Origin of the sequence: Streptomyces sp. NPDC058459 (assembly GCF_042721685.1) — a bacterium.
Taxonomy (GTDB): Bacteria; Actinomycetota; Actinomycetes; order Streptomycetales; family Streptomycetaceae; genus Streptomyces.
In genome coordinates, this window is record NZ_JBHXLV010000043.1 from 25879 (window position 1) to 39463 (window position 13585).

The window sequence follows — 13585 nt, forward strand, 5'->3', positions numbered from 1 at the left end:
GGAACATGACGCGACGATCCAAGCCCTACGAGGCTCCGGCCTGGACGAGGCCCGGCGCGCAATGGGGCTTCTGGCTCTGCCTGTCGATGCTGGTCCTCAACTTCGCCGTACTGGTCATACGGGTCCTGACACACGACGAAGGGCGCCTCATCGTCTCCTCCGCCGGCTTCTGCGTCCTGTTCGCCGTGCTCTTCGTCGCGAACCGGGTGGCGCGGCGCAAGCGGTCGACGCTCACGCGCTAGACCAGTGGCTCGCTCAGCTCGATCGCCCGCAGCGCCGCCGCCGAGGCACGCTCGTCACCGACGTCCAGTGCCGTGTCGGTCAGTTTGACGACGTGCTCGTGGCCGTGGGCGGGAGTTCGCTCGGAGAGTTCCTCCGGGGTGAGGATGTCCGGTGGGATGTAGGGCGCGGTCTCGTCGGGCGCGTACATCGCCGTGACCGCGGCCGAGGCTGTCCATGCGGCGCGCATGCTCGGTATCCGGAGGTCATGCGGGAGCGCGGGGAGGGTGCGGAGTACCGCGTTGGGGGCCGTCGCCGCGTGTAGGAGCATCGTCGGGTCGCCGTGGGCGCGGGTAGGCGTACCGCGTCCAGCGCGGCCGAGGCGCTGTCGGCACCGGGCAGCGGGGGGAGTCCGGCGACGGGCCGGTGCCGGGCGGCCCAGTAACCCAGCCCGTGCGCAGGCTCGTTCACCCGCGGCCCGGTCTCGTCCGTGAGCAGTGTCCGTACGGCGTGCCCGACCCGGATCACCGGATGTGTGGAGCCCCCGTACATGCCGGGCAGCAGCCGGGGCCACCACTGGGCAGCCGCTCCAACGCCTCGTCCAGAATCCCGGTCTGATCCATGCCGAGGACGGTGGAGCGGGACGCGGTGGACGCGTGACGGCCGGAAGACCTGGGCCCGGCCCCGTCGTTCGGATGGTCCGGCAGAGGACTCGGGCGACGGCTCACCGGATCAGCCGGATGTGCGACAGGGTGCCGTCGCGCGGGCCGTCGTGGCGCGGTCTACGTCTCCGTCGGCCGGATGCCGGCCGTGTCAGGGGCCGGGACCCGCACGGCGAGCAGGGCGACATCGTCACCGGGGGCCAGCCCGGCCACCCGGTCCGCGATCTGGGTCAGGAGCGGGGGCAGGGCGCTGTCACGGTGTGCGCCCAGGAGGGATGCCGTGTGGTCGGTGAAAGCGTCCAGGTCCGCGCCGCGGTGTTCGACCAGGCCGTCCGTGTAGAGGAGCAGCAGGGTGCCCGGCTCCAGGATGCGGCGGTGCGTGGGACGGGAGACGGTGCCGAGGGCGGGATGCATCATGGGGCCGTGTTCGACCAGCCGTTGGACCGGGCCGTCGGGCGGGACGAGCAGCGGCGGCGGGTGGCCCGCGTTGGTCCAGGTCAGCTCCCAGCTGCCGTCTCCGGAGCCGGTGGGACGCAGATGCGCGTGGACAAGGGTGCCGCTGGACTCGATTCCGAGGGCTCTGCCGGCGTGTTCGAGAGCGGAGACGATGTGCGCGGGGCTGGTGCCGGGGTGGTCGAGGTCCGCCTGACGGAGCATGCTGCGGGTCTGGCCCATGAGGGTCGCGGCGCGCAGGTTGTGCCCGGTGATGTCGCCGATGGTCAGGGCGACGGTGGCCGCGCCCTGATCGCCGTCCGGGACGCCGGGCAGCTGGTAGAGGTCGTACCAGTCGCCGCCGACCAGCTCCGCCGCGGCTGCCGGCCGGTACAGGGCGGCGGTCTCCAGGCCGGTCACGGGCGGCAGTTCGGTGAGCATGGCCTGCTGCAGCTGATGGGCCACGTCGATACGGTGTTCGACGAAGAGGGCGCGTTCGACCGCGCGGGCCGTGTAGCCGGCGATGGCCGAGAGGACCGCCAGTTCGAGTAGGCCGATCTCGTAGGGCCGGTCCCAGCCCAGGACGAGTGCGCCGAGGGGGACGACGGTGCCGGGCAGCGGGAGGCTGACGGCCGTGTGCAGGCCCAGCTCATGAAAGGCGGCCACCGCGTCGTCGCCGTATCCGGCGGCCACTTCACCGGGGTCGCTGATGACGATCGTGCGGTTCTCACGCGCGGAGCGAGCCGTGGGCCAGGCCGCACCGAGGGGGTAGGTCTCGTAGGCGTGCTCCACGGGCGCGCTGCTCGTTCGGTCCACCAGGCGCCGCATCCGGCGCTTCTCGACCAGGACCAGGCCGACATAAACCGGCTTGAGGTCGCTGGTGACGAGGTCGCGTACCTGCTGGCTCACGTCGGCCAGGCTGCTGGTGTCGGCCAGCGCGTCCGCAGCGCGCAGCATGAGCTGCGAGCGTTCCAGCGCGGTACGGGACCGCTCGTGCGCCTCGTCGGCGGCTCGGCGGGCCTCGGCCTCTCCCCGGCGTGCCGTCTCGCGCTGGCGGGAGACGATACGGAGCTGGAGTTCCGCGCTGCACGCGGCCGCCAGATCCTCCAGGATCTCCAGCTCGCCCGCGGTCCAGACGCGGGGCCGCGTGTCGATGGCGCACAGTGAGCCCAGCACATGCCCGTCGCCGTCCGTGAGCGGCATCCCGGCGTATCCGATCACCCCGAGATCCTCGATCGCCGGGCTCTCCGCCGTGCGGGCGTGGGCACGGATGTCGGGCATGATGAGGGGCTCGCGGTCCGTGACGACGTGCCGGCACACCGAGTGCGACAGCGGGGTCTGCCGCGCTCCGGCCCACGGCTCGTTCAGACCGACCATCCCCGGGAAGACCTGCCGGGCCTCCTCCACCAGCGACACCAGCGCCACAGGCACGCCCAGGAGGTTCGACACCAGGCGGGCGAAGCGGTCCATCCCCGCGTCCGCTACCGAGGACAGTCCGGTGTCCCGCAGGGCTTCCAGCCGCTCCGGGTCGCCCAGCGCCGCCGCCTCTCCAAGCTCCGCCACCCGTGCGCTCCCATTGGTGCCCGGTCCCCGTACCGGGATCGTCCAAGTAGTGGACGGGCTGCAACAGTAATCCACCCGTCGGCACGCAACAAGCGACCCCGGACGCTCACGGGGGCTCCCGGTACCCGCGCGCGCGGCGCGCCCACGGCAGCCGGCCCCGGTCGGTCAGGACGGCATCCGCGCCGCCGTCAGCACCCGTTCCACCACTTCGGCGGGCAGCAGCAGCGCCTCGCCGGCCGTCGTGAGGGCGGCGTGTTCGGCGGGGGTGTAGGGGCCGTCCGCGAGGGCGATGAGGGCCGCGTCCAGGAGGAGGGACTCGCGGCCCGGCGCGGCCAGGTGGGGGGCCAGGGCGGTCAGGGGGGTGCGGGGGTCGCCGCCGTCCGTCGCCATGGCGAGACGTTCCGCCGCCTCCTCCTCGCAGCCCGCCGCGCGCAGCGTCGCCGCCGCGGTGTCCAGCGCCGCCCGCGACCCCGTACCGTCGGCCGCCAGCACGCAGACCGCCACGGCGTGCACCGCGTCGCGGAGCAGGACCGAGAGGCGGCGGGTGGTGGGGGGGTCGAGGGTGTCGGTACCGAAGCGGTGGCGGCAGGAGGCGCACTCCACGACCGGTTCGGCCGTCCCGCGCGCGAGGACGGGCACCCCTAGCACGGTGAGGCGCCTGCGGCCGGCCAGGCGCTGGTAGTTACGGTCTCCGCCGCAGCCGGGGCAGAAGAACTCGCCGTCGCCCTGGGGTGTCCAGGCGGTGCGGCAGCCCAGGATGCGCCGGACGAACCCGGTGGCTCGGCCGTCTCGTCCCCGTACTGGCAGCACGTCGCACCTCCGCACGTGACCACGCGGCAGCATCGCCGCGCTGGCGTGATGTTAGCCACATCACGGAGCCCGAGTCAGCCCTCTGGACGAGACCCGTCCGTGACCTGCGGTGTTGTGCGGCCGGAAAACGACGGTGCCCCGGCCGCCGTATCCAGCGGCCGGGGCACCGAAGCGCCGGGTCAGGGCGGGTCAGCGGGTCGCGCGGTTGACCGCCGACACCACCGCCTTCAGCGACGCACGTGTCGTGTTCGCGTCGATGCCGATACCCCACAGGACCTTGTCGCCGATCGCGCACTCGATGTAGGAGGCGGCCTGCGAGGACGCGCCCTCGCTCATCGTGTGCTCCTGGTAGTCCAGCAGGCGTACGTCCACGCCGACCGACTGGAGCGCGTCGAAGAAGGCCGAGATCGGGCCGTTGCCCGAACCGGTCAGGACCGTGTCCGTGCCGTCCACCGTCGCCTCGACCGTCAGCGTGTCGACGCCGTCGGTGTCGGTGGTCGACTGGCCGGTACGGACCTGGACGCGGCCCCAGGGGTTCTCCGGGTTCGGCAGGTACTCGTCCCGGAAGGCGGCCCAGATGTCGCGCGGAGTGATCTCGCCGCCCTCGGCGTCCGTCCTGGCCTGGATGATCTTCGAGAACTCGATCTGCATCCGGCGCGGCAGTTCCAGCTTGTGGTCGTTCTTCAGGACGTACGCCACACCGCCCTTGCCGGACTGCGAGTTGACGCGGATCACCGCCTCGTAGGAGCGGCCGACGTCCTTGGGGTCGATGGGCAGGTACGGCACCGCCCACTCCAGCTCGCCCACGGCGACACCCCGGGCGGCCGCGTCGGCCTCCATCGCGTCGAAGCCCTTCTTGATGGCGTCCTGGTGGGAGCCGGAGAAGGACGTGTAGACCAAGTCGCCCACGTAGGGGTGGCGCGGGTGGACCTCCATCTGGTTGCAGTACTCCCACACCCGGCGGATCTCGTCGATGTCGGAGAAGTCGATCTGGGGGTCGACCCCCTGCGAGAACAGGTTCATGCCCAGGGTGACCAGGTCGACGTTGCCGGTGCGCTCGCCCTGCCCGAACAGGCAGCCCTCGACGCGGTCGGCGCCGGCCATCAGCGCCAGCTCGGCGGCGGCCACGGCGGTGCCCCGGTCGTTGTGCGGGTGCACGGACAGCACGACGTGCTCGCGGCGGGACAGGTTGCGGTGCATCCACTCGAACCGGTCGGCGTGCGTGGACGGGGTCGAACGCTCCACCGTGGCAGGCAGGTTGAGGATGATCTCGCGGCCCGGACCCGGCTGGTAGACGTCCATCACCGCCTCACAGACCTCCAGCGCGAAGTCCAGCTCGGTGTCGGTGAAGATCTCCGGGCTGTACTGGTACCCGAACTCGGTCTCCGGGCCCAGCAGCTTCCGCGCGTACTCCACGACCAGGCGGGTGCCGTCCACGGCGATCTGCTTGATGTCCTCCCTGGAACCCCGGAAGACCACCCGGCGGAACACGGGCGCGGTCGCGTTGTACAGGTGGACGGTGGCGCGGCGGGCGCCCTTCAGGGACTCCACGGTCCGCTCGATCAGGTCCTCGCGGGCCTGGGTGAGGACGGAGATCGTCACGTCCTCGGGGATCGCGCCCTCCTCCTCGATGATGGAGCGCACGAAGTCGAAGTCGGTCTGGCCGGAGGCGGGGAAGCCGACCTCGATCTCCTTGTAGCCCATCTTGACCAGCTGGTCGAACATCCGGCGCTTGCGCTCGGGCGACATCGGGTCGATCAGGGACTGGTTGCCGTCGCGCAGGTCGGTGGAGAGCCAGCGGGGAGCGTGGGTGACGCGCTTGCCGGGCCAGGTGCGGTCGGGGATGTCGACCTGCTCGTACTGGCCGTAGCGCCGGAAGGGCATGGTGCTGGGCTGCTGGCGGTTCGCCATGATCGCGTGGGCTCCTCGGAAAGTCCGGTGGACGGCCGACGACACAACGCCAGAAGCACCGCGGGGAGGGAGTCGGCCTTGCTTACAGGCCCTCGCCGCGGCGGCTAAGGAGAAGCAGCCCGAAACGCATGATGCTCCGCAGCCTAACCGAGCCTCCGCGAGCCCGGCGGGGCGTATCAGCATGCGGAACCGGAGCGGACGAGAACGGGTGATCAGCGCCCGGTCAGGGGCTGGTCGAGGGCCGATCAGGGGCTGATGAAGGGCCGGTGGGGAGCTGATGGGCAGCTGACGTGGATCTATACCACTCGGTGACGTGGAGTGACGACAGATATCACCGTATTTCATCAATCTCGGTTACCGCTAGTGACTTTGACATCGCACAGTGCGAACATTTATCGGTATGACGACCAACGGGGGCCATGAGCCCGTCTTCTGCACGATCGTGCCGCCGCACCTCCTCGACAAGCTCGCGCGCGACTCCGACCCGGCGCTGTCCGGTCCGGCCCGCCGCTCCCTGGAGCGGGACGCGCTCGAGCGCACCCGCCGCCGCCTGACCACCGTGATCGGCGCGCAGGCCGCCGCCGACTCCGCCGCCGCGCCCGCCGAAGGGGAGGGCGACGGCGACCAGCCGGACCGCACCGTCTACGACGCCCGGCACACCCAGAACCTCCCCGGCGGGAAGGTCCGCGACGAGGGCTCCGAACCGGGCTCCGACGCCACGGTCAACCGGGCCTACGCGGGCCTGGGCGCCACCTTCGAGCTGTATCTGAAGGTGTACGGCCGCCGTTCCATCGACGGCGAGGGCCTCCCGCTCCAGGCCACGGTCCACTTCGACCGGGACTACGACAACGCCTTCTGGAACGGCGAGCAGATGGTGTTCGGCGACGGGGACGGCGAGATCTTCCTCGACTTCACCATCCCGGTCGACGTCATCGGCCACGAACTCACCCACGGCGTCACGCAGTACACCGCCAACCTGGCCTACTTCGGCCAGTCCGGGGCGCTCAACGAATCGCTGTCCGATGTCTTCGGCTCGCTGATCAAGCAGTACACGCTGGGCCAGACCGCCGCCGACGCGGACTGGCTGATCGGCGCGGGCCTGCTCGCCCCCCGCGTCCAGGGCCGGGCCCTGCGCTCGATGAAGGCACCGGGCACCGCGTACGACGACGATGTGCTCGGCAAGGACCCCCAGCCCGCCGACCTGGCGCACTACGTCCACACCGGCCGGGACAACGGCGGCGTCCACATCAACTCCGGCATCCCGAACCACGCCTTCTACCTCGCGGCCAGCGCGATCGGCGGCTACGCCTGGGAGAAGACCGGCCAGCTCTGGTTCGACGTGCTGACCGGCGGCGACCTGAAGGAGGACGCCCAGTTCGCCGACTTCGCCACCCTGACCGTGAAGGCCGCCCGCGAGCGGTTCGGCGCGGGCGTGGAACTCCAGGCCGTGGAGAAGGCGTGGGAGGAAGTGGGGGTGCGGACGCTGTAGCCGCCGGTACCGGACACTGGGGCCATGCGTATCCAAGTACGGCGCACGGGCGGCTTCGCGGGCATCGAGCGGCAGGCCGAGGTGGACACCTCCGGCCGCGCCGACGCGGCGGAGTGGCACACCCTGGCCGACCACGTCCTCACCACCGCACCGGACACCCCGCCGACGGGCGTCCCGGACGGCTTCCACTACGAGATCACGGTCGACGGCCGCACCGTCCACGCGGCCGACCCCCGGCTGACCGATTCACAGCGGGAGTTGGTGTCCCGGGTGCTGAAGGAGGGAGCCTAGGGAGTACCTCGTCGGCCGGGGCTGACGCGGGCGTTGACGGGGTGGGGCCAGGTGCGGATGATCCCGCCCATGGTGACGGACGCGTACGGCCCTCTCCCGCGCTTCCCCGACGGCTTCCTGTGGGGGGTGTCGACCTCCGCGCACCAGATCGAGGGCGCCGCCGACCTGCGCGGACCGTCCGTGTGGGACGTGTTCACCGCCGAGCCCGGCCGGGTGAAGGACGGCTCGACGGCGGCCGTGGCATGCGACCACTACCACCGCTACCCGGAGGACGTGGCCCTGCTGGCCGGCCTCGGCGTGGACGCGTACCGCTTCTCCATTTCCTGGCCGCGCGTGAACTCCCCCGGCGGCCTGGACTTCTACGACCGGCTGGTGGACGCGCTGTGCGAGGCGGATGTCCAGCCGGTGCCGACGCTGTTCCACTGGGAGCTGCCGGCCGCGCTCGACTGGCTGGACCGGGACACCGCGTACCGGTTCGCGGACCACGTCTCCCGGGTCGCGGACCGGCTCGGGGACCGGGTACACCGCTGGATCACCCTCAACGAGCCCGCCGAACACACCCTGCTGGGCCACGCCCTCGGCACCCACGCCCCCGGCAAGGCCCTGCTCTTCGACGCCCTCCCGGCCGCCCACCACCAGCTCCTCGCCCACGGCCTGGCGGTACGGGCGCTGCGCGCGGCCGGGGTGGCGGACATCGGCATCGCCAACTCCCACTCCCCCGTGGAGCCCGCCTCCGCCGACCCGGCCGATGTGGAGGCGGCCGTCCTCTACGACCTGCTTCTCAACCGCCTCTTCGCCGAACCCGTCCTGCTGGGCGAGTATCCGGACGGTACGGCCGCGTTGATGCCCGAGGACGCGGCGGACGACCTGCGGATCATCGCGGAGCCGCTGGACTGGTACGGGATCAACTACTACGCCCCGGCGCGGGTGGGCGCCCCACAGGAGACACAGACCGAATTCGGGGGTGTATCCCTTCCTGCCGAACTTCCCTTCTCAATACGGGAGTTCGAGGGTGTGCCGGTGACCGACTTCGGCTGGCCGGTCGTCCCCGGGGCGCTGACCGGCCTGCTCACCGGCCTTCGGGACCGGTACGGCGACCGGCTCCCGCCCCTCGTCATCACCGAGAACGGCTGCTCGTACGAGGGGCTGGACGACCAGGAACGCATCGCCTACCTGGACGGCCATGTCCGCGCCCTGCATGCCGCGCTCGCCGAAGGGGTCGACGTGCGCGGCTACTTCGTGTGGTCGCTGCTGGACAACTTCGAGTGGGCCGAGGGCTACACCCGCCGCTTCGGCCTGGTCGACGTGGACTTCGCCACGCTGCGGCGCACCCCGAAGGCGTCGTACCGCTGGTACCGGGACCTGCTGCGGGCGCAGCGGGGCTGAACGGTCAGAAGGTGACGGCTCAGAAGCCCCGGCAGCCCCGGCAGCCTCGGCAGCCCTGGCAGCCCAGGTGGCCTCAGAAGCCGAGCTTGCGGAGCTGCTTGGGGTCGCGCTGCCAGTCCTTGGCGACCTTCACATGCAGGTCGAGGAAGACGGGTGTGCCGAGCAGGGCCTCGATCTGCTTGCGGGACTTGATGCCCACATCCTTCAGCCGCTTGCCCTTGGGGCCGATGATGATGCCCTTCTGGCTGGGCCGCTCGATGTAGACGTTGGCGTGGATGTCGAGCAGGGGCCGGTCGGCCGGGCGGTCCTCGCGCGGGAGCATCTCCTCGACGACCACGGCGATGGAGTGCGGCAGTTCGTCGCGCACGCCCTCCAGGGCGGCCTCGCGGATCAGCTCCGCGATCATCACCTGCTCGGGCTCGTCGGTCAGGTCGCCCTCGGGGTAGAGGGCAGGACCCTCGGGGAGCAGCGGCACGATCAGGTCGGCCAGCAGGCCCACCTGCTGGCCGCCGGTCGCCGACACCGGCACGATCTCGGCCCACTCGAAGCCCAGCTCCTTGCCGAGCTGGTCGATGGCGATGAGCTGCTCGGCGAGGGTCTTGGAGTCGACCAGGTCCGTCTTGGTGACGATGGCGACCTTGGGGGTCTTCCTGATCCCGGCGAGTTCCTTGGCGATGAAGCGGTCGCCGGGGCCGAGCTTCTCGTTCGCCGGGAGGCAGAAGCCGATCACATCGACCTCGGCCCAGGTGGTGCGCACCACGTCGTTCAGCCGCTCACCCAGCAGGGTGCGCGGCTTGTGCAGGCCGGGGGTGTCGACCAGGATCAGCTGGGCGTCCTCCCGGTGCACGATGCCGCGCACGGTGTGCCGGGTGGTCTGCGGCTGGTCGGCGGTGATGGCCACCTTCTGCCCGACCAGAGCGTTCGTGAGGGTGGACTTGCCCGCGTTGGGACGGCCCACGAAGCACGCGAAGCCTGCGCGGTGGGCGTTCTCGCCCGACCGCTCGGATGACTGGGTACGAACGCTCATGCCGACCATTCTCCCTGATCCGCGAGCCCGTGCCGCACCGGCGTCCGCCACACCCCCGCGACCAGCCTCTCAGACCTGTAGGCAGCCGGAGACGCGCACCCGTGACCCTCTGACGACCCGCTCCACCGGACCGCCGGAGACGCCCGTGACCCTCGCCGGCGCGCACACCGACTCCGGTGACACCGTCCGGCTGCTCGCCGCCACCGCGGTACCCCGCTGATCGGCCTGTTCGCGGACAAGGTCATGACGGGGCGGCCCGGAGGGGCTGCCGTACGGCGGCGGGCTCTCCGCTCCGCAGGCAGTTCGTCGCGGTCCTCGCGGTCGCCGGGTACGCCTTCGCGGTGACGTACGGGCTGGGCAAGCGGCTGGACCGCACGATGGACCCGCGTGCGAGCGAGGATGAGGAGCGCACCGGTCTGGACCTTACGGTGCACGCCGAGACGGCCTACGATCACGGGATCACGGGCCATGGCGCCCCCGTCGCCCCCGTCCGGAAGGCCGAGAGCCCCGCATGAAGCTCATCACCGCCGTCGTGAAGCCGTACCGCCTGGACGAGGTGAAGTCCGCCCTCCGTGACCTCGGCATCGACGGCCTCACCGTCACCGAGGCCAGCGGTCACGGCCGCCAGCGCGGCCACACCGAGGTGTACCGGGGTGCGGAGTACCAGGTCGACCTGGTCCCGAAGGTCCGGCTGGAGCTGGTGGTGGAGGACGCGGTGGCCGAGGAGGCGATCGACGCCATCGTCCAGGCCGCCCACACGGGCAAGATCGGCGACGGCAAGGTGTGGTCGGTGCCGGTGGAGACGGTGGTGCGGGTGAGGACGGGCGAGCGGGGACCGGACGCCCTCTGAGGAGACAGGGGTCCAGGGGGCGGAGCCCCCTGGTGTCTCAGCCCGCGGGGACGGAGAGCCGCACCACCCCGTCGGCCCCGGCGAGCAGCACAGGTGTCCCCGCACCCCCGAGGTCGGCGACGGCAGCCAGGTCCTCGGCCGAAAGACCCTCCGCCTCGCTCACCACGGCCGCCGCCTCCAGGGACTCCGCCCCGGAAGCCACCGCCATGGCGACAGCCGTACGCAGTGCGCTGAGCCGGAGCGAGGGCAGCGACACCGACCCGGCGACATACGTACGCCCCGTGGAGTCCCGTACGGCGGCACCCTCCGGCACCCCGTTCCGCGCCCGCGCCGACCGCGCCAGGGTCACGATCTTCTGGTCCTCAGGATCAAGCTCGTTCTCGCTCATGCCCCGAGCATACGAACCCCGTCGTCCGTCCCCGCCAGCCACTCCAGCTTGGCCGCCGTGTCCGCCTCCGGCAGCGGGGTGTGCAGCACGATCAGCAGGTCGGGCCGGGCGGGCACCTGCATCACGGTGGACTCCACGACCAGCAGCCCGGCGCGCGGATGCGTCAGCTCCTTGCGGATCTGCCCCTGGTACTCGATGTCCCGCTCCGCCCACAGCGCGTTGAACTCCGGGCTGACGGCGCTGACTTCGGCCAGCACCGCCTGGAACCCCTCGTCCTCGGGGTCGGCCGCGCAGGCGGCCCGGAACTGGGCGACGACCGTGCGGGCGTTGGTCTCCCAGCTCAGGGAGCGGCCGCGGAACAGCGGGGCGGCGAAGAAGTCGACCAGGCAGTTCCGGGTGGTGGGCCCCTGTCCCATGCCGAACACCGCGGACGCCGCGTCGTTGTACATCACGCAGTTGTAGTAGCGGTCCATGATGTGCGCCGGGTAGGGCATCCAGGTGTCGATGAGCCGGCGCAGCCCGTCGCACATGTCCCGCCGTTCCGGGGCGACTTCGGGCGCGGGCGGGTTGAGTCCCGCCAGCAGGTACAGGTGCCGCCGCTCGGCGCCGCCGAGCCGCAGCACCCGCGAGACCGCGTCGAGCACCTGCGGGGAGACGGAGATGTCCCGCCCCTGCTCCAGCCACTGGTACCAGGAGGCGCCCACCCCGGCCAGCACCGCGACCTCCTCCCGGCGCAGGCCGGCCGTGCGGCGCCGGGGTCCGCCGAACGGCAGTCCGGCCTCCTGCGGAGTGATCCGGGCGCGCCGTGTCATCAGGAACTCCCGTAGCTCACTGCGCCGTTCACTTCGCCGTGTACTCGGCGTACCCGCCGTACCCGCCGTCGCAGTCACGTGCCGCTCCCCCTCGTCGCCGTGTCCGGTGGTGCCACCACCACCATAAGTTCCGACTCCCCACGTTTCTTCCGGCCGTCGCAAGCTCTTCGCCATGGCGATCGACACCCCAGCCCCCGCGACTCCCCCCGCTGCCCAGCCCGTCCCCACCGCCCGGCTCTCGGCGCGTGACCGGCTCGTCCTGTTCGTGCTGTGCGCGGCCCAGTTCATGGTCGCGCTCGACTTCTCGGTGCTGAACGTGGCACTCCCCGAGCTGGGCACCGGCCTCGGCATGAGCCGCTCGGCGCTCCAGTGGGCGGTCACCGCGTTCGCACTGCCGTCCGGCGGTTTCCTGCTGCTCTTCGGTCGCGTCGGCGACCTCTACGGCCGCCGCAAGCTGTTCCTCACCGGTCTCGCCCTGTTCGGCGCGGCCTCGCTGCTGGCGGCCCTGGCCTGGGACCCGGCGTCCTTCCTCACCGGCCGCGCCCTCCAGGGGCTCGGCGCGGCGGCGATCGTGCCGACCGGCATGTCCCTGTTGACGACCACCTTCCCCGAGGGCCCGGCCCGGGACCGCGCACTCGGTATCTCCGGCACACTGCTGTCGCTGGGCTTCACCATCGGCATGGTCGCCGGCGGTGTCCTGACCGACACCTTCGGCTGGCGCTCCACGATGGCGCTGCTGGCCGTGTTCGCGCTGATCGTGCTGCCACTGGCGCCGGGCCTGCTGCCCGAGTCCCGTACCCCGGAGCGCCCCCGGCTGGACGTGCCCGGCGCCGTCACCGTCACCGCCGGCCTGCTGTCCCTGATCTACGCCCTGTCCGGCGCGGCGGACCGCGGCTTCGGCGAAGTCGACGTGGTGGCCGCCCTGCTGGCCGGGCTCGCGCTGCTGACCGGGTTCGCCGTGATCGAGTCCCGGGCCGCCGGGCCGCTGGTGTCGCTGCCGATGCTGCGCCGCCGGACGGTGGCGTGGGGCAACCTGGGCGGGCTGGTCACGTTCTCGATGATGTCGACCGTGGTGTTCGTGCTGACCCTGTACCTCCAGGAGGTACTGCGGCTCTCCGCGTTCCGGACCGGGCTGGTCTTCGGGGTGCAGGGCGCGCTGTCGGCGGTGGCGGGCGTGCTGGCGCCGAGGGTGATCGGCAGGGTCGGCGCCCGCCGCACGCTGGTCGGCTCGCTGGCCGGACAGGGCCTCTTCGTGGCCGCCCTGCTGCCGCTGGACACCCAGGGCCGGTCGGTGTGGCTCGCCACGGCGGCGGTGTCCCTGGCCAGCCTGTGCCACCTCGGCGCGATCGTCTCGTACGGTCTCATCGTCACCTCGGGTGTGCCGGACGGCGAACAGGGCCTGGCCACCGGGCTGGTGACCTCCACCCAGCAGGTCGGCCTCACGGTCGGGGTACCCCTGCTGGGCGTGCTGGCCACCACGAGCGGCGATCTGCAGTCCGGGGTCCACACGGTCATCGCGCTGGACGCGGTGACCGTGCTGGGGGCGGCCGTCCTGATCGCCCTCGGGCTGCGTCCGACGAGGGTCCGGACCTGATCAGTCCAGGGTCTGGGTGATCGCGCCGCGCGCGGCCGGGGGCCACCCCGCCCCCCCCCCCCGTGGCCCCCCCCCCCAACCGGGCGCCCAGCCCCCCCACCCACACCCCCCCCCACCGCCCCCCCCCCCGGCCCCGCCCCGCGCGCACCCC

General features: G+C 71.9%; 12 protein-coding genes and 2 pseudogenes. 7 read left to right on the top strand and 7 right to left on the bottom strand.

Annotation, left to right across the window (positions count from 1 at the left end; translation table 11 throughout):
* Positions 1 to 5: 5 nt before the first annotated feature.
* Complete coding sequence (locus tag ACFWN1_RS11490; protein WP_384360031.1) at positions 6 to 242, top strand: hypothetical protein; 237 nt, start codon at positions 6 to 8, stop codon at positions 240 to 242.
* Here ACFWN1_RS11490 and ACFWN1_RS11495 read toward each other — a convergent pair.
* The 4 genes and pseudogenes from ACFWN1_RS11495 to leuA form a co-directional block, all read right to left on the bottom strand.
* A pseudogene (locus ACFWN1_RS11495) lies at positions 239 to 801 on the bottom strand (hypothetical protein); the annotation flags it as partial. The gene ACFWN1_RS11490 and the pseudogene ACFWN1_RS11495 sit on opposite strands and share 4 nt — an antisense overlap.
* A 200-nt stretch (positions 802 to 1001) precedes the next feature.
* On the bottom strand, positions 1002 to 2876 hold the full coding sequence (locus ACFWN1_RS11500; RefSeq protein WP_384360033.1) for a GAF domain-containing SpoIIE family protein phosphatase: 1875 nt from the start codon (positions 2874 to 2876) through the stop codon (positions 1002 to 1004).
* A gap of 165 nt (positions 2877 to 3041) precedes the next feature.
* Entirely contained in the window at positions 3042 to 3686 is a 645-nt protein-coding gene (locus ACFWN1_RS11505) for a TerB family tellurite resistance protein (RefSeq protein WP_384360035.1), read from the bottom strand.
* A 189-nt stretch (positions 3687 to 3875) separates the two neighbouring features.
* Positions 3876 to 5597: a 2-isopropylmalate synthase gene (gene leuA / locus ACFWN1_RS11510; protein WP_384360037.1), complete on the bottom strand. Its 1722-nt coding sequence runs from the start codon at positions 5595 to 5597 to the stop codon at positions 3876 to 3878.
* 400 nt (positions 5598 to 5997) lie between these two features.
* Here leuA and ACFWN1_RS11515 point away from each other — a divergent pair, with 400 nt between their 5' ends.
* The 3 genes from ACFWN1_RS11515 to ACFWN1_RS11525 all read left to right on the top strand — a co-directional run bounded on the left by ACFWN1_RS11515 (position 5998) and on the right by ACFWN1_RS11525 (position 8763).
* Positions 5998 to 7086, top strand: a complete 1089-nt coding sequence (locus ACFWN1_RS11515; RefSeq protein WP_384360039.1) for a M4 family metallopeptidase — start codon at positions 5998 to 6000, stop codon at positions 7084 to 7086.
* 24 nt (positions 7087 to 7110) lie between these two features.
* The gene (locus tag ACFWN1_RS11520) at positions 7111 to 7377 is read left to right on the top strand and encodes a protealysin inhibitor emfourin (RefSeq protein WP_384360041.1); all 267 of its coding nucleotides are present in this window, start codon (positions 7111 to 7113) and stop codon (positions 7375 to 7377) included.
* A gap of 69 nt (positions 7378 to 7446) precedes the next feature.
* Complete coding sequence (locus tag ACFWN1_RS11525; RefSeq protein WP_384360043.1) at positions 7447 to 8763, top strand: GH1 family beta-glucosidase; 1317 nt, start codon at positions 7447 to 7449, stop codon at positions 8761 to 8763.
* Between the two features lie 73 nt (positions 8764 to 8836).
* Here the strand turns inward: ACFWN1_RS11525 and era are convergent, their stop codons facing one another.
* Entirely contained in the window at positions 8837 to 9790 is a 954-nt protein-coding gene (gene era / locus ACFWN1_RS11530) for a GTPase Era (RefSeq protein ID WP_384360045.1), read from the bottom strand.
* A 207-nt stretch (positions 9791 to 9997) separates the two neighbouring features.
* On the opposite strand from era, the pseudogene ACFWN1_RS11535 reads away from it, so the two are divergent.
* Both ACFWN1_RS11535 and ACFWN1_RS11540 read left to right on the top strand, forming a co-directional pair.
* A pseudogene (locus tag ACFWN1_RS11535) lies at positions 9998 to 10305 on the top strand (ammonia channel protein); the annotation flags it as partial.
* On the top strand, positions 10302 to 10640 hold the full coding sequence (locus ACFWN1_RS11540) for a P-II family nitrogen regulator (protein WP_384360047.1): 339 nt from the start codon (positions 10302 to 10304) through the stop codon (positions 10638 to 10640). The pseudogene ACFWN1_RS11535 and the gene ACFWN1_RS11540, both read left to right, overlap by 4 nt.
* 37 nt (positions 10641 to 10677) lie before the next feature.
* On the opposite strand, the gene ACFWN1_RS11545 is transcribed toward ACFWN1_RS11540, so the two are convergent.
* Both ACFWN1_RS11545 and ACFWN1_RS11550 read right to left on the bottom strand, forming a co-directional pair.
* Positions 10678 to 11028 (bottom strand): cytidine deaminase, encoded by a 351-nt coding sequence (locus ACFWN1_RS11545; RefSeq protein WP_384360049.1) that lies wholly within the window; start codon positions 11026 to 11028, stop codon positions 10678 to 10680.
* A complete protein-coding gene (locus tag ACFWN1_RS11550) occupies positions 11025 to 11840 on the bottom strand; it encodes a helix-turn-helix transcriptional regulator (RefSeq protein WP_384360051.1) in 816 nt (271 codons plus the stop codon). The genes ACFWN1_RS11545 and ACFWN1_RS11550 overlap by 4 nt, the downstream gene beginning before the upstream one ends.
* A gap of 172 nt (positions 11841 to 12012) precedes the next feature.
* On the opposite strand from ACFWN1_RS11550, the gene ACFWN1_RS11555 reads away from it, so the two are divergent.
* Entirely contained in the window at positions 12013 to 13434 is a 1422-nt protein-coding gene (locus ACFWN1_RS11555) for an MFS transporter (protein ID WP_384360053.1), read from the top strand.
* Positions 13435 to 13585: the final 151 nt, after the last annotated feature.

Coding starts and splice junctions, on each gene's coding strand:
- leuA (WP_384360037.1), bottom strand. CDS start 5,597: ATGGCGAACCGCCAGCAGCCCAGCACCATGCCCTTCCGGCGCTACGGC.
- ACFWN1_RS11525 (WP_384360043.1), top strand. CDS start 7,447: ATGGTGACGGACGCGTACGGCCCTCTCCCGCGCTTCCCCGACGGCTTC.
- era (WP_384360045.1), bottom strand. CDS start 9,790: ATGAGCGTTCGTACCCAGTCATCCGAGCGGTCGGGCGAGAACGCCCAC.
- ACFWN1_RS11515 (WP_384360039.1), top strand. CDS start 5,998: ATGACGACCAACGGGGGCCATGAGCCCGTCTTCTGCACGATCGTGCCG.
- ACFWN1_RS11545 (WP_384360049.1), bottom strand. CDS start 11,028: ATGAGCGAGAACGAGCTTGATCCTGAGGACCAGAAGATCGTGACCCTG.
- ACFWN1_RS11490 (WP_384360031.1), top strand. CDS start 6: ATGACGCGACGATCCAAGCCCTACGAGGCTCCGGCCTGGACGAGGCCC.
- ACFWN1_RS11520 (WP_384360041.1), top strand. CDS start 7,111: ATGCGTATCCAAGTACGGCGCACGGGCGGCTTCGCGGGCATCGAGCGG.
- ACFWN1_RS11540 (WP_384360047.1), top strand. CDS start 10,302: ATGAAGCTCATCACCGCCGTCGTGAAGCCGTACCGCCTGGACGAGGTG.
- ACFWN1_RS11550 (WP_384360051.1), bottom strand. CDS start 11,840: ATGACACGGCGCGCCCGGATCACTCCGCAGGAGGCCGGACTGCCGTTC.
- ACFWN1_RS11555 (WP_384360053.1), top strand. CDS start 12,013: ATGGCGATCGACACCCCAGCCCCCGCGACTCCCCCCGCTGCCCAGCCC.